This window comes from Alkalihalobacillus trypoxylicola (genome assembly GCF_001590785.1).
GTDB lineage: Bacteria > Bacillota > Bacilli > Bacillales > Bacillaceae_D > Alkalihalobacillus > Alkalihalobacillus trypoxylicola.
Genome location: NZ_LTAO01000012.1, coordinates 218,013 through 238,814, shown reverse-complemented (window position 1 = coordinate 238,814; position 20,802 = coordinate 218,013). Strand labels below are relative to the sequence as shown.

Genomic DNA, 20,802 nt, shown 5'->3' with positions numbered 1-20,802 from the left:
TAAAACGCCTCTTATTTTATCATACTTCAGAGAAAGATATTTTACCTTAACGATTAAAGAGATTTTTGATTATTTCACATAAAAAAAGCAGGCAAAATACCTCTCTTGCCTACTTTTCATTCAAAGTTAGATTTTTCATTGTGAAGAGTGGTTTCCTTGGTATGGATATGAGTAATTTCGATAAGATTGTCTTACCGGTGCTTGATTGACATAATAACTAGACTGATTATAGGTAGCAGGATATGGCGCTGCTTGGTAATGACTTTGATTTATAGAAGGTGAATAATCTTGATGATGAATCGGATTTGTTTGGTTATCAATTGGGGCATACCTATTAGAACATTCATCTTCAGGTCCTATAAAAACACTGGATGTTATAGGTGCCAAAGTATCCTTCACCATTTCTTCATTTAAACAATAAGTGTGCGCGAGAACATTCGCTGGTGTAAGCCTTAAAATATCTGAACCTAATATTACTTGAGGATAAGGAGCATCGAAAACAGCCAATAAGTGAGTATCATCTTCATTGGCTATTTCATAATGCCACCAGCCTTGCGGAACATTAGCGACTTGACCTGGAGTAATAGGTAGATTGATGATTTCTTTTGTAAATGGATTCATAAGTGATACTACGGCTGAACCCGAAATACAATACACCAATTCAGTAGCGTTTTGATGAATATGTGGTTCAACCACCTTTTCATTACTCAAATAAATATCCAACAGCGATACATTCCCTAATGTATTTAGTTGATTTCTCCCTAGGACATTAATATAGTTTTGGTTATTTCTTGTGAAAAGACGGTTATTCTGCACATCATCAAAAAACTGTACATCAGCTGCAGTAAAATCCATATAAGAAACGGCCATCTTATCTCCTCCTTTTCATCTTATATGGATAATATATTGAATCCGCCCAAATATGTGACAGTTGAATAGAAACACAATACCTTTATGGAATAATTAAATGTTCCTCATAGGAAATTCCTAAGATAGAATATGAAATGAGAATTTGATTAATTTCTTCACTATGTAAAACGTAGAGACCGTGCACAACCGCCTCCTCTTCTTTAAGTTTACCACTCCTTAGTTCCTCTAACTGTTTTTGTGGATTTGCGTGACGGTTCATCACCACTTCTTCAATATCCACCTTCTCATGACTTTCGAATTCACTTATCGGTAATCCTTCCTTAATAGAGCTTTTAATGACAAAAGCCTCTGATGGATACTGGTTTTGGTTTACTTTCACTTTATCTAATTTAATCGAACCTAGTAAGCTTCGATTACCTAACGTCACTAATTGACCTTCCCTCTCTTCCACATAAAAAGTATCACTATTATGCGCTAGCAATGGTGATATACTCGTAAAATAAAAATAGCTGCCTGCTAGACCAAAAATCACCAAAGTTAAGCAGAATAGCAAAATCCAATTCTTGTTCAAAATGATTCTCTCCTCAATTCAAAAAAACTACACAACAATAAAAAATTACATTTTTTACTATAATTCGACTTTTTTCTCCTTTATTCCTTTTTTTTCGTTTAGTCTAATTATGTAAAAATATCTATTTTAAAAATCATTTGAAATACATTAAAAGCAGACTTGAAAAAACAAACTATAAAAATTACGGATTTGTAGCGTTATAAAGAATGCTAAAATATCCGGATCTCGCTCAAGAAAACAAGTCTCTAGGTTCTTTCAACTGTAAGCTCCTAAGTGTATTTTGTCCTCAGATTTTCTTTAAAAAAAGACGAACGTTCCTTTTTTAGGAATGTTCGTCTTTTAAATTGGTCTAGCTACTTTTGTATCAGTCCCTATATTTATTGACTTCTCTTTAAATATCTTTGACTATCTTTTCCAAATTATCAAAGCTAACTTTAATCGATTCGAAGGGTGGTAACTTACAATGATCCATTTCTACTAGTAACCATTCAGCATCTATATCGTTAGCAACTTGAACTAATTTTGAAACATCAAGAACTCCTTTCCCTAGTTCTATATCTGTCTTTTCTGGCTCCAATTGCATATCCTTCATATGGATAATTTTACAACGCCCTTCATATCTTTTAATATAATCAACGGCAGATAAACCTGCATACTCTACCCAATACGCATCACATTGTAAGTGAACCAAATCTGGATCCGTTAATCGAAGCAATAAATCTAACGCGTATTCATCTCCAAATTTTTCAAATTCAAAGGAGTGATGATGATAGCCAAATTGTAAACCATGCTCCCTACATCTTTGCCCCACTGTATTTAAAAACTCAGCTAACTTTTCATACGCCTCCTTCGATTTCCAATAGGATTCTGGAATGAACGGACAAACGACTGATTTAGAGCCAATCGTTACTTGCTCTTCTATTACTTGTTCTAATTCATTTTCTAGTCTCTCTAAAGGCACATGACTAGAAACTGCCTTTAAACCAATATCATCTATCGCTTCTTTAATCTCAGCCGCACTATGATTACCAAAGCCTGCAAATTCAACACCTTGATAACCAATTTCCTTTACCTTCTTTAAAGCACCAATAAAATCTTTGGCTGTTTCTTCTCTAATCGTATAAAGCTGTAGTCCTATAGGTAGCATTTATAATCCTCCTCTATGATCCTTCGTGTAAAAACCTATTTTAATAGATTATTTTTGGGATTCCTCTAAAGATGGCATTGGCTGTGGTGAAGGACAATGACTCTTTACTTGATAATGCTCTCCTTTTTTAGAAGATTCTAATAGTCCAGTCATGACCTCTAAAGCATGGTAAGCTAGCTTAGCCGATGCTCTAGGTTCTCTTTTTTCCAATATCGCTTGAGCGACATCATTCATCCCAATACCTCTAGCATTCGAAGTATTTCCATGGGTTAACGGTACTTCGCTCCACTCTGAATCAGCCGCTTTTCTCACTAATACTTTTCCTCCGAATGTATTCGGATCAGGTACTCGAATGTTTCCTAAGGTTCCATATATCTCTATATTCGGTAGGTTTGTTCCCCATACATCAAAGGTCATAATCATTGAAGCAACCGCGCCATTCTCAAAGTCTAGTACTCCAGCTACGTGAGTAGGCGTTGAAACAGAAATTTTCTGTCCTCTATTCGGTTCACTTAACACCTCGCGCTCAGGAAAGCTGATTTGTGCCGAGGATGTAACGCGCTTAATAGAACCAATTAGCTGGATTAATGTCGTTATATAATAAGGACCCATATCAAACAATGGTCCTGCCCCATTTTGATAGAAAAACTCTGGGTTTGGGTGCCAGCTCTCAGGTCCATGTGAAATCATAAAAGCTGTAGCTGCTACTGGTTGACCAATTAAACCACTATCAATAATTTCTTTACATGTTTGTATCCCTCCGCCTAAAAATGTATCAGGAGCGCACCCAACGACTAATCCTCTTTCTTCTGCATAATCAATCACTTTCTTAGCATCTTCTATATCAATTGCTAAGGGCTTTTCTAAGTAAACATGCTTACCCGCCTCTAAAGCTCTTAAACTGACTTCTGCATGTACAGCAGGTATTGTTAAATTCAAAATCATATCAATATGAGGAGCAGTAAGAAGCTCATCAACCGTTAAAGCTTCTATACCATGAGCCTCCGCTTTTTCCTTAGCTCGGTTCATGTCAATATCACTGCAAGCTACAATCTCTACATACTCTAGTCGGTCTCTTCCATTCTTTAAATAAATTTCACTAATATTACCGCAACCAATTAAACCTACTTTTAATTTGTTCATCTTTACCTCCATTTAATGTTCTTCTATCATTTTTATTTCACTTATACACAATCTAATGTTATCGTTAACATTTTGTCGAAAAAATAAGATTAAATTCTACGCTGTACAGATTTCCCACTTTTCAACTTAGGTTGAAAAACAACAAATTCTTGCTCTTTTTCTGGATGTTCAATTCTTTTTAATAAAAGTTTGGCTAATGCTCTCCCCATTTCATATACAGGCTGAACCATGGTTGTTAGCGGCGGTTCAGCAAAGAATTCTAAACCAACTCCATCATAACCACCTATAGATAAATCATCAGGAACTTTTTTATGTAAATCTCTTGCTGCTCGCAAAGCCCCTATTGCCAATAAATCATTCATACAAAAAATAGCCGTTACATCACTTTTTTGTATTAATTCATAGCCCATTTCATATCCTGAGGCTTCACTCATACTAGCGTATCGGATAAGATCTGGGTCGAAGTTAATTTGATGCTGCCCTAATGCAAGTTTATATCCTTTTAAACGTTCTTCAGGAAAAAGCTGAGAATCACGAATTGTTATCATACCAATTTTTCGGTGACCCTGCGATATGAGATAGTGAACCATCTCATAGGCTCCTCGAACATCATCAATATTGACCCAATCCAAATGGTGAGAACGACCAAACAATACGGTCGGTTCCTTCATTTTTTCTAGAACAAGTTCTTCTTCTCCCTCTCTTAATCCCATTGCAATAATTCCATCACATTTATGTGGAAAGCTCCATTCATGCCGTAACAAAAATGAGTAATGGTTACGACTGAGCTCAAAGCTAATTCCAGCAATTAGCTTCATTGTATAAGGTTCAGAAGAATCAATAAATTTCGGATTGAATAAGTGAATCGTTCGTGTTTTGTTTGTCACAAGAGCTTTTGCCGTATGATTTTGTTGAAAATTCAATTCCTTCATTATTTGCAGAATTTTCAATCTAGTCGATTCCTTTACTCTTTCAGGCTCATTAATGACCCTAGAAACGGTTATAACAGATACATTAGCTTTAATGGCGACATCTTTCATTGTAGCCAAATCATCTACCCTTCCCTCTCTTTTGTTATCGCTTACAATTACATCTTACACAGCATCGTTTATAAAATCAATAGTATTTTTATGATACATGTAATTGCTTTTTTATGTTGTTCCATATATCTTAACATGCCTTTAATAAAGAAACATTTCAGTCTCATTTGAGAAGGTGAATTAAAAGTCACGACTCTCTTACGTTACATCACTTGTTTTCTCATTACATTCAGACTATAATCGTTTTTATCTTAGCACTTTTATTTTGATTTAAAGGAGGTCTGCGAGGTTTATGCGTACCATTGCTTCGTTTGGCTATGCCGGGCTTTACTTACTTAAAATTTTTCCGAAAATGTTATGGCTTCGTCATCAAAGTGAACCTATTAAATATCACACAACTAATAAGTTAGCTGAAACTCTAGCGAAAAACACATTAAAGGTAGCAGGAACTAAAGTCACCGTATTAGGCCTTGAACATAAGGAGCAAGGTGAAAATTATCTTTATCTATCTAATCATCAAGGAAATTTTGATATACCTATTTTACTAGCTTATGTAGAGAAGGACTTATCCTTTATTTCTAAAAAATCTTTAGAGAACATACCTTTGTTTGGTGAATGGATGGCCAACAAGCGTTGTGTGTTCATTAATCAAGATAAGCCGAGAGAAGCCATAAAGCAGCTACAATCGGCTACAAAGAGGTTGCATGAAGGAACACCCATCTCTCTTTTCCCCGAGGGTCATAGAAGTAAAGGAACAAAAATGAGAGAGTTTGGGAATTCAGGAGCTAGAATGTCTAAAAAATCAGGTGTCAAGGTCCTACCTATCACCATAAAAGATTCTTATAAAATTATGGAGAAACAAAATGGCAAAATAAAGCCAGCTGAAGTAACCGTCATTATTCATCCCGCCATTAACCCTAACGAATATGAATCTATTTCTTCACTTAATCAAAAAATAGAAAAAACCATTCAATCAGGATTAAGCTGATTGTTCGGGGCTATCGAAAAAGATTCTTTCTTTTTTCGTTAGCCCTTTTTTTAGATAAGGTTAGTCTTTATACGGATCATGTTCATTTGCACCTGCCATACAAACACCTATTGGTTTAAGCTTATGTTTAACCGTCAATGTTTCTTTGTGCGCTTCAAGGACACTTTCCAGCTTTTTATAAACAAATGGACTTTCATCTGTTCCTGCTCCTCTGAGCTCTACTCCGAATTGTTTAACGGCATCCTGCATTTGTTGTTCCGTTATTTTACCACCCATTCGGGTTTTCAGTTTCCAATTCATTTTTCCTGCTGCTTCAGTTCGGCTCATAATCCGACCTGCTCCATGAACGGTACTATAAAAGGCTTCTTTATTTTCATCTGAATCCTTTCCTTCAACAATGACTGAATAATCTCCCATACTCCCTCCAATGAAGCCTAATTGACCTGGAGCAGAAGGCGTAGCCCCTTTTCTTACAACGATATATTCATTATTGTTATGTGTTTCTTTCCATGCAAAATTGTGATGATTATGGACAGAATAGGTTGCTTTCGCTTGTAAAATACTTAAAACTTTATCAATTACATAATCTCTACCTGCATAAGCATATCGCCCAGCAAGATTCATCGCCCGAAAGTATAAATCTCCTAACGGAGAATCAAGATTAAATAAAGTAGGAGCAGCCTCCATTTTTTCTCCTTTAATCTGCTCTGAAAAACCTTTTCCTTTTGCAAGATTTAAAAAACCACTTGCTGTTTTATGACCAAACCCACGACTACCGAAATGATTCGCTATCCAAACATCATCTGTACTTTCTTCTACAAAAAGATCAACAAAATGATTTCCAGAACCAACGGTACCTAATTGCTTTCGTGCAAGAGCTTTAAGTTGATCATGCTCATGATGACCAATCTCTTTAAATACTTGCCAATCACTATCATCAAACATTTCATGATCGACTTTCTCCTGATTTTGGCGGCCAATTCCAAATGAAATCTCTTTAGCAATTTCGTCCATTATTACACTTAAATCATCCTGAATCATTTTATATTTCACATTCGTACGAACTGCTTTATTCCCACATGCAATATCATAACCTACACCAGAGGGCGAAATTTGATTTTCATAAACAACCACTCCACCTACAGGCTGACTGTATCCATAATGATGATCAGCCATTAAGAGAACTTTCTTTACTTGACCAAAATGGGCACAGTTTATGGCCTGCTTTACTGCATTCTCTAAAGGCTGACCCCAAACTCTAACTCCTTCTATTTCTTGATACATCTGCTATGATCCTCCCACTAAAAAACTTCTGTTTCTAAATTTTTTTTGAATCAATTTCATAACTCATATCTTATAATGAAAACCGATCGATTAGGCTTTTGATTTTCCACTTTAGGTAGATGCTTTCCCAAGGGCTTGTCGTCAGAGTGGATCTTCAAACGACGCTGATCCTTTGGGAGTCACAACAATCGTTACAACCAACAAGTGAATTTGCCAACATCCAGGGCATTATTAAATGGTCTGTTTTATTCACTTATAGAGCAATGATGAAATTCACTTATTTTATTTTAATTATCGTGTTTGTTTATTTTTCTCTCTCAAAAATTAATTCAAAATAACCTGCCATCCCATTAGATTTTGTGCTTGGCGCAAAAATCTGAACCAATTTCCAGCCTACTGCAGCATATTCATGTATAACATCATGATAATCCTCTAAAGGCTCACTCTTTAAAGTGGTTAATGGAATGACTTTAAATGTATATTCGTACAATAAACAAACCTCCAATCTATTCACATAATCATTGGTTTTCATATCGTATTAATAGTTATTATGTTAAACCAAAGTGTTTCAGACTATGTAAAATAGAAAAAATGGTACAGCCATTGGCTATACCCTTAAGAATACAGAAAGCTTTTTATGTAATTTTATTGATTTAAGACATTATTAACGGCAAAATACTGGGCAAGAGATGAATAGGTAGAAACAGATTTGAAATTAATACCTAACTGTACAGCCGTTTGAGCAATCTCAGGGCGAATACCTGTTAAGCTAGCTTCTGTTCCAATTAACCTTAATCCTTCAATTACTTGGAAAATTTTACTTGCAACCATTGTATCAACAATCGCAACTCCTGACAAATCAATCACTAACTGTTGAACTTGCATTTCATTACATTGAGCTAGTGTTTTGTCAAAAATAACCTGTGCTCTATGTGTATCAATGTCACCAACTAACGGTAATATCGCTATACCTTCCATGACCGTAATGACGGGTGAACTGAGTTCCAAAATCATTTCTTGTTGAGACTTTAATAATTTTTCAGACTCAATAATATTTCTTCGACTGAACTCACGAATAATCGAATTGAATGTAGTGAAAATAACATGATTCAAACCCTGAACCTCACGATGAGTTGGAGAATCACTCAATGTTTCAATATATTGCTGAACGATTTGAAAATACTGTTCTTGAACATTAAAAAATTCACCAATTATTTGATCAAGTGGTGTGTTCAAATGAGCTTTATCTGTGGCTATTTCATTAATCCATTTATTAAGCCTTGTAGTCATCTCACCTGATTCTTCATTAAACAATTCAGCAAAATTTTGATGAAACTGTCTGTTATGCTCTTTTAGTTTTTCAATTTGCCTTTCATCGGTTGTTCCATAAACCCCGTCTAAACTCTTATCTAATTGTTCATACCACTGCTCAGTAAGATTAGGAATTTCTGTCTTTAAATAATGATAAAATGAATTCATTTTTTCTAACGACCCCTCTTATAATAGTCTCTAGTACATACTTTCTACGATTATGATTTTGAATAATTAGGTAAACTTAGAATCATGTTTATCATAGAGCTATTTTGCCTATACCCCTCTATACAAACCATTAAACATCATTCTTTTAATTTTTTTCTGATTTGATACTATTGTTTTTTTATGTCATTCTATTTTCTTTTTAACCAATTTTCATATTTATGAAGAAATTTACAACCTCTAGACCCTGAAAAATGGATTATTTCTTTTTGTTGGTCAAGTCACTCTTACTTTATGCATAGATTAATAATAAGCTGTTATTTTTTCCATTAGTTTTTAAGGAGGGGTTGCTGTGTTCAAGCTTCCTAAGAAAAAATACTATCTTAATCGAAATAAACAAGAGCTTACCTTTCCGCAACGACTATTTATATCCTTTATTCTTTTTATCGGCCTTACCTTCTTAAGCTTTATTATCGTAGAAAAAAGTATTCGTCCTACTATAGAAGAAATTGCTCTCATGGAAACTCAGAAAATAGGAACAAGCGTAATTAATTTTGCTGTTACTGAAACGTTAAAAGATGTGGATATGAATAATGTACACGAGGTACTGTATGATGATAATGGGAAGGTCCAATCCTACAATTTTAATCCGCAGCAATACAATCAAATTCTTTCTAAGACGATTACTAATGCCCAAACGTATATTGCAATGATGGAAGCTGATGAAATTCCCAATATGCAATTTGTGAATCGTGACAATAATGATTCTGTACCTGAAATCGGACTTCTTTACTCTATTCCTTTAGGTCATGCTACCGGAAATGCTTTTTTAGCTAATTTAGGCCCTAAAATCCCGATTGAACTTACGGCCATTGCTGATGTGGATATCGACTTTCGTAAGGATATTCAAACAACTGGGATTAATAATACGATGATTATTATTGCTCTTGATTTAAAGGTGAACGCTAAAATTATTATTCCATTTACAACTTTAGAAAATCCTGTTGTCACAACGATTCCTTTTGCGATGACCTTTATACCAGGTGAAGTACCACAATACTACAGCGGTTCTGGTGGAGGGGGAATGATTCCAGCTCTACCGTCTCCTTCAAATGAACAAAATGAGCAAAACGGGGAAGAATTAGAGAATTTCACTCCAAATGATTTATTACCAAACGATACTAACTGATCAAACAAATTAAGCACTAAAAAACGAGTCCGATCAAGATACCGGACTCGTACTTTCGGTTTTTTCTTTAAATGTCACAACTCTTCATATTAAAGACAAATGAAAATTAGTTCTTAATATCCCACAGAAACAGCAATATTTTAAAAACACGAGAGCAATACCGTTTTTCTTCGTTAAGAAGTTTTTTTACTTGAAGCTAGCTTTATTCTGCTATCAATTCAAATGTCTCCTCCACTCTAATACTATCCTTAACCGATTGAACAATTGGGCAATTTCTTTTTGTTAATTCCATCACTTTTTTGATCGTATCCTCACTAGTATTCATACCGATAAGCTGAAAGTGTACGGTAATATCCGTAATTTTATTAGACTGCTCTTGATCACGAATGACTGTCGTCGATATATGAATATCTTTGTACGAAATTCTTTTTTTATCAATAATCTGACGAAAGACGCTACCACTACACACAGCAACGGCTGATACAAGAAGTTGAAATGGCCTAAAGCCTTCCGTTTCGTCTCCTGAAATCGTTAGTTCTCCATATTCCAGTTGGGTTGAGAAACTGTTTTTATTCATTGTAAAATTCATTTTCTGATTCTCCCTTTTTATCATGATCCTTCATTTTCATTAATCTCATTCCATTTAAGGTAACAAGAAGAGTCGCACCGAGGTCCGCTAAAATCGCCAACCAAAGAGTAAGCCAATTAGGAATAACTAACAATAACGCTAGGGCTTTAATCCCTAATGAGAAAGCAATATTTTGTTTAATGATGATCAATGCTTTACGACTCACTTTAATGGTAAAAGGTATTTTATTTAAATCATCACTCATAAGAGCAATATCAGCCGTTTCTAGAGCTGTATCCGTTCCTGTACCTCCCATAGCAATTCCTACATTTGCCGTTGCTAGGGCTGGTGCATCATTAATTCCATCACCTACCATAGCGACAGCGTGTTGCTTTTTCAATTGCTTCATCACGTTTAATTTATCTTCTGGCAAAAGTTCAGATTGAACGGAAGTTACTCCGATTTGCTTTCCTACCGCTTCTGCGGTTTGCTGATTATCTCCTGTTAACATGATACTTTCTGTAACACCTAATTGATGAAGCTTCTTAATGACCTTTTTACTTTCTAAACGTACTTGATCAGCTATTGCTATCAACGCCAGAACTTCTTCTTTTGTACCGAATAGAACGACTGTTTTCCCTTCATTCTGTAATTGCTTGATTTTCTCTATCGTTTCTTCCTTTATATTCTGAGCAAACAAACTTAAATTTCCTAACATATAAATCGTTTCATTTAGTTTACCGATTAATCCCTTTCCGGCTATCGCTTGAAAAGCTTCCACTTTTATATCCTGATAAGCAAGCTCCCATTCATTTGCTCTAGTAATAAAAGCCTTCGATAACGGATGTGTGGATTGATCTTCTATAGCTGTCATTTGTTTAAACAAAAGAGCTTCATCGATTTCTTTTGTTAAAGGGACAAAATTCGTAATAACGGGCGTCCCTTTTGTTAAAGTTCCGGTTTTGTCAAAGGCAACTGCTCTAATTGTACCAATGCTTTCTAGATGTACTCCACCCTTTACTAATACACCTTGTTTGGCAAGATTTCCGATGGCACTTGTTATCGCGACAGGTGTTGAAATGACGAGAGCACAAGGACAGCCAACAACGAGGACCGCTAATCCTTGATAAATCCAATCATTCCAGCTCCCCCCCATAAAAAGGGGTGGTAAAATCGCTACCATTATCGCTACTAATATAATAGCTGGAGTGTAATATTGCGCAAATTTGTCCACAAAGGCTTGAGATGGAGCACGCTCTGCTTGTGCCTCCTCAACTAAATGAATAATTTTAGCAATTGTTGTATCTTTTACATACTTGGTTACTTCAATTTCTAGCAGTCCATCCTGATTAAGTGTTCCAGCATAAACTAAATCATTCACTTTTTTATCTACAGGTAATGACTCTCCTGTAATAGCTGCTTCATTAATCGATGCTGCTCCAGTCCTAATGACTCCATCCATCGCCAATTTTTGACCAGGCTTTACGATCATTATGTCGCCAATTTGAATATCCTGTACTGGTGTTTCAATATTTTGATCTCGTTTTTTGATTAGTGCTTTTTTAGGTGTAATATCCATTAAATCTTTAATGGAACGTCTCGCACGGTCCATAGAATATTGCTCCAATGCTTCACTAATAGCGAACAATATAACAACAATTGAACCTTCTATATATTCACCAATAATGGCTGCACCAATTACGGCAATGGTCATAAGTGCTTTCATATCAAATTTCATTTTAAAAAGATGCTTAACCCCTGTAATAAATAACGAATATCCACCTATAACCATTGCACTTAAATAAGCAATCATGGCAAAAAGATTTGTTTCTCCCACAACTAACTGGATAAAAAGACCGAGTAGAACGAGGACGATAGATAGCATGACATTAGCATAGCTCTTAAAAAATGAAATCATTTTTGTTCTAACATCATCGGATGATTTTTCTTCTGATTCTCTAACAATTTTAATTCCGTCGAACTGACCGGCTTTTTCAATTTCAGCAATACTGGCATCACCTATGAGAGTCAATTTCGATGCTCCAAAGTTCACCTTCGCCTGTTTAACATTTTTTAGTTCATTTAAATTTTCCTCAAAAGTAGCTGCACAACTAGCACATGAAAGCCCCTTCAAATAAAATTCCTGTTCACTCATACTATTCACTTCCCTCTATCTTCTTTACTGTGAATAAGTCCCGTTTGTACTAAATGAGTAATATGGTGATCATCAATAGAGTAAAAAACTAGCTTTCCCTCTTTTCTACTTTTGGCAATTCCTAAATTTTTTAATAAACGTAAATGATGAGATGTCGTGGCTATTGTTGCTTGAATAATATGAGCAATATCACATACACATAATTCATCTTCTAGAACAAGTGCATAAGTAATTTTCATTCTTGTCGGATCTGATAGTGCTTTAAAAATAGCCGCAACGGGTACCATATCTTCCTTCTCTATAACAGAGGAAACCCGCTTCACTTTTTTCTCATCATATTGAAACACTTCACATACATCCGGATTTTTTTTTATTTTAGATGACATTTTTTCTACCTCTCTCCATTATTCAAACACTTATTTGATTATTAGTTTATAAGGAAAATTTCTCCTTGTCAATATTCAAACGTTCATTTGAATAAAAACAAAAAAAGATTGAGTATTTGTTGAAGCTCTGATAGAATACCTAACGAACGGTCGTCAGTTTTATAATAAAAGGAGCAAGTCATGAGTTATGATTCGATAAAAAATGTAGCGTTAAAGCTATTTTCAGAGCATGGATACGAAGGAGCCTCTTTAGCGCAAATTGCTGAAAGAGTAGGAATAAAAAAACAATCTATTTACTCGCATTTTAAAAGCAAAGATGCCCTCTTTTTACAGCTATTAAATGAAACGTTTCTCATTGAGCAGGCTCGGATTAAAGATTATTTGGAGATTCATATGAATAAGCCTCTTTATGATTGTCTCCTTCCATTATTAGAAAGCTATATAGAACGTTTTTCTTATGATCATCATTTAAAGTTTTTTCTAAGAGCTTCATTTTTCCCGCCGAATCATTTATACGACGAAGTAATGAAGGCTCTCTATCAACACATCGACCTTGTGGATGGATTATACTTAACTACTTTTAAGAAAGCCTATGAAGTTCAAAATATTAGTCAGTTGCCCCAAACCGCAACGTTAGCTTTTTCTGCCTTAATCGATTCTACCTTAGTGGAGCTTGTTTATGGTGGCGAAGCCCGGACAAGAAGAAAATTAGAGGCTTCATGGATGATTTTTTGGAAAGGTCTAACGACTCCGTAGAATTTAAAGCAGCTAGAAATGAGGAATAAACATGTTTCATGCAAAAACGTTTAAAGAAAAATTAGGATTATTTCTTACTATTTTATGGCCTATCATGGTTACACAATTAAGTCTTCATGCTATGACATTAGTGGATACGATTATGAGTGGTCGAGTGGGAACAGATGATTTAGCAGGAGTGGCAATAGGTTCAAGTATTTGGATGCCAGTATTTACAGGAATTAATGGTATTTTGCTCGCTGTAACACCGATTGTCGCTCAGTTTTTAGGAAGAGGAGAAAATCACAAAATAAGATACTCGGTTAATCAATTTCTTTATCTTTCGCTTATTCTCGCTCTTCTCGTTATCTTAATTGGGAGTCTTTTTTTAGATCCACTTTTATCCCTTATGAATTTAGATGATGCAGTTCATCACGTAGCTTTTCATTATCTCATTGGGTTATCTACTGGAATCATTCCTTTATTTATGTTTAATGTCATTCGTAATTTTTTTGATGCCCAAGGCTTTACACGTATCACTATGTTCATTACCATCATTGGTGTTCCACTTAGTGCTTTATTAAATTACGCTTTAATATTCGGGAATTTCGGATTTCCCGCTTTAGGTGGGATCGGTGCAGGCTACGCCACTGGTATAACATATTGGGTGATTTTCTTAATTAGCATCCTTATGACCTTTAAAATTTCAGCGATGAGACATTATAAGCTATTTATACAATGGGCTAAGCCTTCGATTAGTGAGTGGAAAAAGCAATTATCGATTGGTGTTCCAATAGGATTATCCATTTTTTTCGAAGCTAGTATTTTTGCCGTTATGACATTATTAATTGGCATGATGTTCTCCACTATTACGATAGCAGCAAATCAAATTGCCTTGAATTTTACTACCTTAATATTTATGATCCCTTTAAGTATTTCAATGGCTTTAACCATTTTAGTTGGCTATTCAGTAGGAGGTCAAAAGTACAAATCAGCTAAGCAATATACGTTAGTTGGAGTTTTAGGAGGAGCAGGAATTTTAGGGATCGCTTCTATCTTTTTGTTTTTATTTAGAGAGCAAATTGCAAGATTATATTCTTCTGACCCTCAAGTCATCATTTTAGCTGGTCAATTTTTCATTATTGCTATTTTTTATCAAATATCTGATGCTATCCAATCAAGTCTGCAAGGAGTTCTAAGAGGGTATAAAGATGTTAAGATTCCGTTTATCGTAGCCTTTACCTCATATTGGATTATTGGCATTCCTGTTGGTTATACTCTAGCAGCCTTTACCAGCTTAGGTCCAAAAGGCTTTTGGATAGGGATTACAATTGGTTTGACCTGTGCTGCAATTGGATTTTTCGTTCGTTTACGATACATCCAAAAACAAAAATCACCGGAGGATCTGCCTTCCGAGAACTTTTATACACCGATCAAATAGATTGCAAAGCTTGGAATAGCGTGTAATGAGTGGATACTAGAAAACAAACAGGACCTTCCTTCTTTTGATAAGAAGGTGGCCCTGCTGAATTTGAAGAACTTCTATGAAATGAACTCAACTTAGCTGTACACAAGTCATGAAGACTCCAGTGGGATAAGGTGGCGTCAAACATCATTAAAAAGTTCTTCATTATGCATATTGTCCCAGCTCTTTCACCCTTGTAGAACTTACATATATTCAGTAACATAAAGTAGATGTTTTAAATGGAATCAGACGATCCTTGTTGTTTTTTTAATACGAAAAAAAGACAACAATACATACATTTCTTAAGTATATAACGGTAAGAATACATGGGAAGGAGACTATAGATTAAATGACTTATTTGATTATTTTTGCTGCTATTATTTGCATCATCGGTTTAATTATTACCATTTTTGCTGGATTAAACGCTGATGATTCTTCTTATTCGACAACCAAAAGCTTTAATAACCTTTCATTTATTTATATTATTCTAATTCCAGTCATTTTAATCGTCGCTTTTTTTGTTGTAATACTTCTTTAAAAACCTTCAAAATTAACGTACGATTTCATTGTCTTTTAGACGAATGAGAGTATAATAAAATTACTAACTATCACGTTTTAGAATGGAGGGGTTTTTTTGGGAATAGGAAACTGAAAATCGGTGAATTAGCGGTCAAATCAAATGTAACCAAACGAACAATTGATTATTATACAAATTTAGGGTTATTAAAAGTAGAACGTTCCTCCTCTAATTATCGTTATTATGATGAAACTTCTATTGAAAGGCTTCACTATATTGAAAATTGTAAAGAAAAAGGTATGTCGTTAGTGGAAATCAAAAAGAATATTATAGATAACCACTCTGAAGATATTGATTTGCAGGAGCTTCGTTTAAAAATAAAGAATTTAGAGAGTGATGTTTCGGAGGTTATAGGCAAGTTAAACTCCTTAGATCAACAGGAAATTAAAAAAAATATTTCTAAAGAAAGCTTTTCTTTAATTCAATCTCTTATTACCTTAGTAAAATAAAACACATTTTAAGTCAATATCATTTGTTAAGAAAATAAAGGAGGTGTAGGTCTTACCATTATGTAAGGCCCTATATTGACCAGTTTGAATTTGATTCTTTTTGTGATTTTAATTATTTTAACTGCATTTTTTGTGGCAACAGAATTTTCCATCGTAAAAGTGCGCTCTACAAAAATAGATCAACTAGTGGCAGAGGGAAACAAAAAAGCAATAGCGACTAAGCATGTTATTACTAATTTAGATGAATACCTTTCTGCCTGTCAGCTTGGTATTACAGTAACAGCCTTAGGTTTAGGGTGGATTGGTGAACCGACCTTTGAGGTTGTTTTAGCACCTCTATTTGATATGATTGGTATTTCTGAAGCGTACCGACATATACTCATTATTGCTATAGCATTTTTGATTGTCACATATATACATGTTGTTGTAGGTGAATTAGCTCCTAAAACGGTTGCTATCCAAAAGGCTGAAGCTGTTGCACTATGGTGTTCTAAACCTATCATTTGGTTTTATCGAATCCTTTACCCTTTTATATGGTTACTGAACGGGTCAGCGCAAATTTTGGTTGGATTATTAGGTTTAAAGCCTGCTTCTGAGCATGAATTAGCTCATTCTGAAGAAGAATTAAGACAGCTTGTTGCCAAAAGTTATAGCAGTGGTGAAATCAATCAAAATGAATTTAAGTATGTCAATAATATCTTTGAATTTGACGAAAGAGTTGCTAAGGAAATTATGGTTCCTCGAACAGAAATCATTACTATTTCTGTTCATGATTCTATCGAGAAAATTTTAACGATTATAAAAGATGGTAAATACACAAGATATCCTGTTACAAACGAAGACAAAGACCATATTGTTGGATTTCTTAATGTAAAAGAATTTCTTACCAACCATATCGATCAAGAGGGAAATAAAGATTTACAAACATTAATCAACCCTATTATTCACGTGATTGAAACGATTCATATCCATGATTTACTAGTAAAAATGCAAAAGGAACGAACACATATTGCAATTCTTTTTGATGAGTATGGAGGAACGACCGGCTTAGTAACGGTTGAAGATATTTTAGAAGAAATTGTCGGTGAGATAAGAGATGAATTTGATGAGGATGAAATTTCTGATATTAGAAAAATGAGCGAAAACCATTATATTGTCAATGCGAAGTTGTTGTTAGAAGATATAAATACCTTGTTACAAACTTCTATCGTAGCAGAGGATATTGATACAATTGGTGGTTGGTTTTTAACTCAGAATTTAGACCCAACGATTGGTTCAAAAGTAGATTATGCCGGCTTTTCTTTTGTTATTCATGAAAGTCACGGACGCCAGCTTCATTACATCGAAATTCAAAAGCTAACCGATGCAGCAGAGAGCATTGAGCCTTTTTGATAACGTAAATAATCATACTCAAGGCCAAGACAAAACCTGATTTAAAACAACACATTAGAGAAAATCGAAAAAATGTGTAATGGAAGCAAACATCCATAACGAAACATGAACCCTCCTTTCTTTGAAAAAAGGAGGTTTTTTTGAAAACGTAAGCTAGCGGACACAAGATACGGAGACTCCAGTGGGAGGAAGTGGCCATGCTGAAATCCACTTTTTTAAAAAAAGTTAGTTCGGCGGTACCACACCGGACGATAAGTGTCTTGACGGAGCGAACAGGCGGGCAGCTTGAATGTGTGGATTCATTTATTCGTGAGCTTTGTCCCGATCTAATCTATAGGAAAAGCAATATAAAAATATTTCCATATATTAAAATATATGTGATAAAATGAACCGAATACATATACATAAAAGGGGAAGTTTTTGTGGGGAATAACTTTATTTATAAACCAGATATAAAGGATTCAGAAGTGATAAAGGGTTATCCTGCCTTTGCTCGCATAATGTCTGGTATCCAAGTTGAATTAAAAGAAAAATATCAAGTCGATTATAAGCCTTATCGAACAGATGATTCAAATTTTGAATTGTGGACGATTTTAGAAGAAGATATTAAAAAGGAAAGTACAGAGGTTGAACATGTCGCTCAAATTTTTGAAAAACTAGAATCTCATACGTTTGAGTATGACGAAGAAGCTGACGAGCCAGACTATCATGTACAGCAGGCAATCAACAATCATGTATTTGCCTATCCTAAAGCAGGAGTTGCCTTTGCCAGAATCCCTGTGTTTGATGACACAAGCATTTATTCTATGAATTGTGTACTTGCCATAAGTAATGAAAATATGAGGGAATTTCTTTTATCTATTCGAAAGCGCATTTGGAATAAAAGCCAAAATGAAGTTCTTGTTTATACGGATGGACAAGAAGGTTTGCTACAGGAGCATCAGCCTGTTAACCGCTCTATTACTCGAGAAGATGTCGTTTTAGACGAAGCGATGAAGGATGAGATTTATCTTGGCTTAGATCAATTCTTTTCGGCCGATACTTCCTTTTTTCACCAATACAATATTCCCTATAAAAGAGGCCTTTTATTATACGGACCCCCAGGAAATGGAAAAACAACGATTGTAAAATCGATTGCTCACTCCATTAATGCACCAGTCGCATATTGGCAAATAACAGAACACACTTCTAGTGAATCGATAACGGAGGTTTTTCGTTCGGCTCGCAGACTTGCTCCAATGGTATTAGTCATTGAGGATATCGATTCTCTACCTCCAGAATCACGTTCTTATTTCTTAAACACTTTAGATGGAGCTACCTCAAAGGAAGGTATCTTCCTTATTGGAACAACCAATTACCCTGAAAGAATTGATTCTGGGCTATTAAATCGAGCCGGGCGCTTTGATCGAGGTTACGAAATCAGCTTACCTAATCAAGAGCTAAGATTAAAGTTCATTCATAAAAGTGGGTTTCAAGCTTTTTTAAACGAAGAAGAAATGCATCAGCTGTCACAAAAAACAAACGGATTTTCTTTCGCCCAATTAAAAGAATTATTTGTTAGCTGTGCCCTTGAATGGCATCAATATCAAAAGGTACATGTCGATCAAATCATTCAGTCTATGAAAAAAGAATTCAAGAAAAGCAAACGTGGAGAATGGTGGACAGATGGTGAAGATGAACAATTCGGATTCAGATAAAACCAAAACGAGCATGCAAGAGGATTAACACCTCCTCTTTAAAATGTGGAGGCTACTTTCAGGATCCGCTTTTATCATCCATTATATGAACTTATTAAATCATAACTGCGGCATGCGCGTCCGTCATCTAGGAAGCGGTTCGAAACGATGCTATGTACAAATCTTTCAAAAAGAAAAAACTGTCGACCATCTCGCTACTGCGAAACGATATCGACAGGCTTTGAGTCCGATTCTAAAGGACTCTTTTTATTTTCCACAAACTATTCTTTCAATCCGGTTCTACATGAACATGTACATCAAAGGTCTGATGCTTTTCTAATAACAAGTTTTCTACTTTAGTTGAAATGTCATGAGCATCTCGAATATCTAAGTTTCCATTTACTAAAATCACAATATCAATGATTGAACTATTTCCATAATACCTAGCTTTCACTTCTTTTACTTCCTTCACTTCATCTATGGATAATGCCGTCTCTTTAAAGGCATCTAATTCCGTTTTCTCAAATCCATCCGTCAAATAATGAGTGGCATCCTTAAAGATATCCCAGGCAGTCTTACAAATAACAAAACCTACTAAAACGGCAATTAAAGGATCTAGCCAGGCTAATCCAAATTGTGCACCAATAATCCCTATGGTAGCTCCTAAGCTCACAAGTGCATCTGATAAGTTATCCTTCGAAGCAGCTGTTACGGCTTGACTATTGATTTTTTTTCCTAAATAACGATTATAACGAAACACAAAAATCATGACAATAAAGCTAAATCCACCGACCCATGCTGCAATAGAATCTGGTGCTGTCTGATTAGAAGAAAATAGAGCAGGTATTGCGGTTATTAGAACTTGAATCCCTACAACCATAATAATAAAAGAAGCAACAAGTGAAGCAACAGTTTCTGCTTTCCAATGTCCATACGGATGGTCATGGTCAGGTGGCTTTTGAGACATCCTGAGCCCTACTAAAACAGCAATTGATACCACAATATCTGTTGCATTATTTATTCCATCTGCTTTAAGTGCAGAAGAGTCTGCATAAAAGCCGACAATTAATTTTAAAATAGCTAAAATAAGATAGGCAACAATGCTTATAATGGCACCACGTTCCCCTTTTCTTAAATCCTTATAGCGTTGTTCCTCTACCATCTAGTGCTACCTCCTCACTTACTAATAGCATCATAGCAAGTGGATTCATTGTGGGTCTATAGAAACCTTTTTACACACTTGAAAACTTATTTTCTCCAACAAAAAAAGTTTCCACTGGTAAAAACCTTTAATGTATAGGCTTTTTTCAATCATTTAACCCTCTCTCCCTTTATTTTGACCATCTTTTCAAAGAAAAAAACGAATTAAAAATAATTTTTTCAATTTCATCATTACTATCTTATAATGAATCCGAACGATTTGGTTTTTGATTTTCACTTTAGGTAGATGCTTTCCCAAGGGCTTGTCTTCAGCTAACTCCGACTACGCAGGGCTTCGTCAGAGTGGATCTTCACACTGCGCTCATCCTTTGGGAGTCACTACCTTCCGTTACAATCAAAGAGTGAATTCACATACTTGCAAAACATATTATATAAGAAACGTTCGGTTTTATTCACTAATAGAGCCATTATGAAATTCACTCAACTAATTTATTAATTGTCATAAATAATTCCAAACAAAAAAGCGAGAC

General features: G+C 35.1%; 20 protein-coding genes. 8 read left to right on the top strand and 12 right to left on the bottom strand.

Going from position 1 to position 20,802, the window contains the following annotated elements:
* Positions 1–135 precede the first annotated feature (135 nt).
* From AZF04_RS08250 to AZF04_RS08230, 5 genes are all read right to left on the bottom strand, one after another.
* On the bottom strand, positions 136–870 hold the full coding sequence (locus AZF04_RS08250) for a cupin domain-containing protein (RefSeq protein WP_061948324.1): 735 nt from the start codon (positions 868–870) through the stop codon (positions 136–138).
* 82 nt (positions 871–952) lie between these two features.
* Positions 953–1,441, bottom strand: a complete 489-nt coding sequence (locus AZF04_RS08245) for a hypothetical protein (RefSeq protein WP_061948323.1) — start codon at positions 1,439–1,441, stop codon at positions 953–955.
* A gap of 391 nt (positions 1,442–1,832) precedes the next feature.
* On the bottom strand, positions 1,833–2,588 hold the full coding sequence (locus tag AZF04_RS08240; protein WP_061948322.1) for a sugar phosphate isomerase/epimerase family protein: 756 nt from the start codon (positions 2,586–2,588) through the stop codon (positions 1,833–1,835).
* A gap of 48 nt (positions 2,589–2,636) precedes the next feature.
* Positions 2,637–3,731 carry a Gfo/Idh/MocA family protein gene (locus AZF04_RS08235; RefSeq protein WP_061948321.1) on the bottom strand — a complete coding sequence of 365 codons (1,095 nt, stop codon included), beginning with the start codon at positions 3,729–3,731 and terminating at the stop codon, positions 2,637–2,639.
* An 89-nt stretch (positions 3,732–3,820) separates the two neighbouring features.
* Positions 3,821–4,771 carry a LacI family DNA-binding transcriptional regulator gene (locus AZF04_RS08230; protein ID WP_235599963.1) on the bottom strand — a complete coding sequence of 317 codons (951 nt, stop codon included), beginning with the start codon at positions 4,769–4,771 and terminating at the stop codon, positions 3,821–3,823.
* 292 nt (positions 4,772–5,063) lie between these two features.
* Between AZF04_RS08230 and AZF04_RS08225 the strand changes: the two genes are divergently transcribed.
* Positions 5,064–5,759, top strand: a complete 696-nt coding sequence (locus tag AZF04_RS08225; RefSeq protein WP_061948319.1) for a lysophospholipid acyltransferase family protein — start codon at positions 5,064–5,066, stop codon at positions 5,757–5,759.
* 60 nt (positions 5,760–5,819) lie between these two features.
* Here the strand turns inward: AZF04_RS08225 and AZF04_RS08220 are convergent, their stop codons facing one another.
* The 3 genes from AZF04_RS08220 to AZF04_RS08210 form a co-directional block, all read right to left on the bottom strand.
* A complete protein-coding gene (locus tag AZF04_RS08220) occupies positions 5,820–7,043 on the bottom strand; it encodes an RtcB family protein (RefSeq protein WP_061948318.1) in 1,224 nt (407 codons plus the stop codon).
* Positions 7,044–7,347: 304 nt separating this feature from the next.
* A complete protein-coding gene (locus AZF04_RS08215; protein WP_045485541.1) occupies positions 7,348–7,533 on the bottom strand; it encodes a DUF4177 domain-containing protein in 186 nt (61 codons plus the stop codon).
* 155 nt (positions 7,534–7,688) lie between these two features.
* Complete coding sequence (locus AZF04_RS08210) at positions 7,689–8,522, bottom strand: STAS domain-containing protein (RefSeq protein ID WP_061948317.1); 834 nt, start codon at positions 8,520–8,522, stop codon at positions 7,689–7,691.
* Between the two features lie 349 nt (positions 8,523–8,871).
* Here AZF04_RS08210 and yunB point away from each other — a divergent pair, with 349 nt between their 5' ends.
* Positions 8,872–9,708: a sporulation protein YunB gene (gene yunB, locus AZF04_RS08205; protein ID WP_061948316.1), complete on the top strand. Its 837-nt coding sequence runs from the start codon at positions 8,872–8,874 to the stop codon at positions 9,706–9,708.
* A gap of 202 nt (positions 9,709–9,910) precedes the next feature.
* On the opposite strand, the gene AZF04_RS08200 is transcribed toward yunB, so the two are convergent.
* From AZF04_RS08200 to AZF04_RS08190, 3 genes are read right to left on the bottom strand one after another with little or no spacing between them, the layout of a single operon-like run.
* Positions 9,911–10,297 carry an OsmC family protein gene (locus AZF04_RS08200; RefSeq protein ID WP_061948315.1) on the bottom strand — a complete coding sequence of 129 codons (387 nt, stop codon included), beginning with the start codon at positions 10,295–10,297 and terminating at the stop codon, positions 9,911–9,913.
* Positions 10,278–12,431, bottom strand: a complete 2,154-nt coding sequence (locus AZF04_RS08195; protein WP_061948314.1) for a heavy metal translocating P-type ATPase — start codon at positions 12,429–12,431, stop codon at positions 10,278–10,280. The genes AZF04_RS08200 and AZF04_RS08195 overlap by 20 nt, the downstream gene beginning before the upstream one ends.
* Positions 12,432–12,436: 5 nt before the next feature.
* Complete coding sequence (locus AZF04_RS08190; protein WP_045485555.1) at positions 12,437–12,817, bottom strand: ArsR/SmtB family transcription factor; 381 nt, start codon at positions 12,815–12,817, stop codon at positions 12,437–12,439.
* 180 nt (positions 12,818–12,997) lie between these two features.
* Here AZF04_RS08190 and AZF04_RS08185 point away from each other — a divergent pair, with 180 nt between their 5' ends.
* The 6 genes from AZF04_RS08185 (at position 12,998) to AZF04_RS08155 (ending at position 19,132) form a co-directional block, all read left to right on the top strand.
* The gene (locus AZF04_RS08185; protein ID WP_061948313.1) at positions 12,998–13,573 is read left to right on the top strand and encodes a TetR/AcrR family transcriptional regulator; all 576 of its coding nucleotides are present in this window, start codon (positions 12,998–13,000) and stop codon (positions 13,571–13,573) included.
* Between the two features lie 31 nt (positions 13,574–13,604).
* A complete protein-coding gene (locus AZF04_RS08180) occupies positions 13,605–14,993 on the top strand; it encodes an MATE family efflux transporter (protein ID WP_061948312.1) in 1,389 nt (462 codons plus the stop codon).
* A 373-nt stretch (positions 14,994–15,366) separates the two neighbouring features.
* Positions 15,367–15,555 carry a hypothetical protein gene (locus AZF04_RS08175; protein ID WP_061948311.1) on the top strand — a complete coding sequence of 63 codons (189 nt, stop codon included), beginning with the start codon at positions 15,367–15,369 and terminating at the stop codon, positions 15,553–15,555.
* A 59-nt stretch (positions 15,556–15,614) separates the two neighbouring features.
* A complete protein-coding gene (locus AZF04_RS21765) occupies positions 15,615–16,043 on the top strand; it encodes a MerR family transcriptional regulator (RefSeq protein WP_327020390.1) in 429 nt (142 codons plus the stop codon).
* 75 nt (positions 16,044–16,118) lie between these two features.
* The gene (locus tag AZF04_RS08165) at positions 16,119–17,435 is read left to right on the top strand and encodes a hemolysin family protein (protein ID WP_061948310.1); all 1,317 of its coding nucleotides are present in this window, start codon (positions 16,119–16,121) and stop codon (positions 17,433–17,435) included.
* 422 nt (positions 17,436–17,857) lie between these two features.
* On the top strand, positions 17,858–19,132 hold the full coding sequence (locus tag AZF04_RS08155; protein WP_061948308.1) for an ATP-binding protein: 1,275 nt from the start codon (positions 17,858–17,860) through the stop codon (positions 19,130–19,132).
* Between the two features lie 268 nt (positions 19,133–19,400).
* On the opposite strand, the gene AZF04_RS08150 is transcribed toward AZF04_RS08155, so the two are convergent.
* Complete coding sequence (locus tag AZF04_RS08150) at positions 19,401–20,273, bottom strand: cation diffusion facilitator family transporter (protein WP_061948307.1); 873 nt, start codon at positions 20,271–20,273, stop codon at positions 19,401–19,403.
* Between the last annotated feature and the right edge of the window lie 529 nt (positions 20,274–20,802).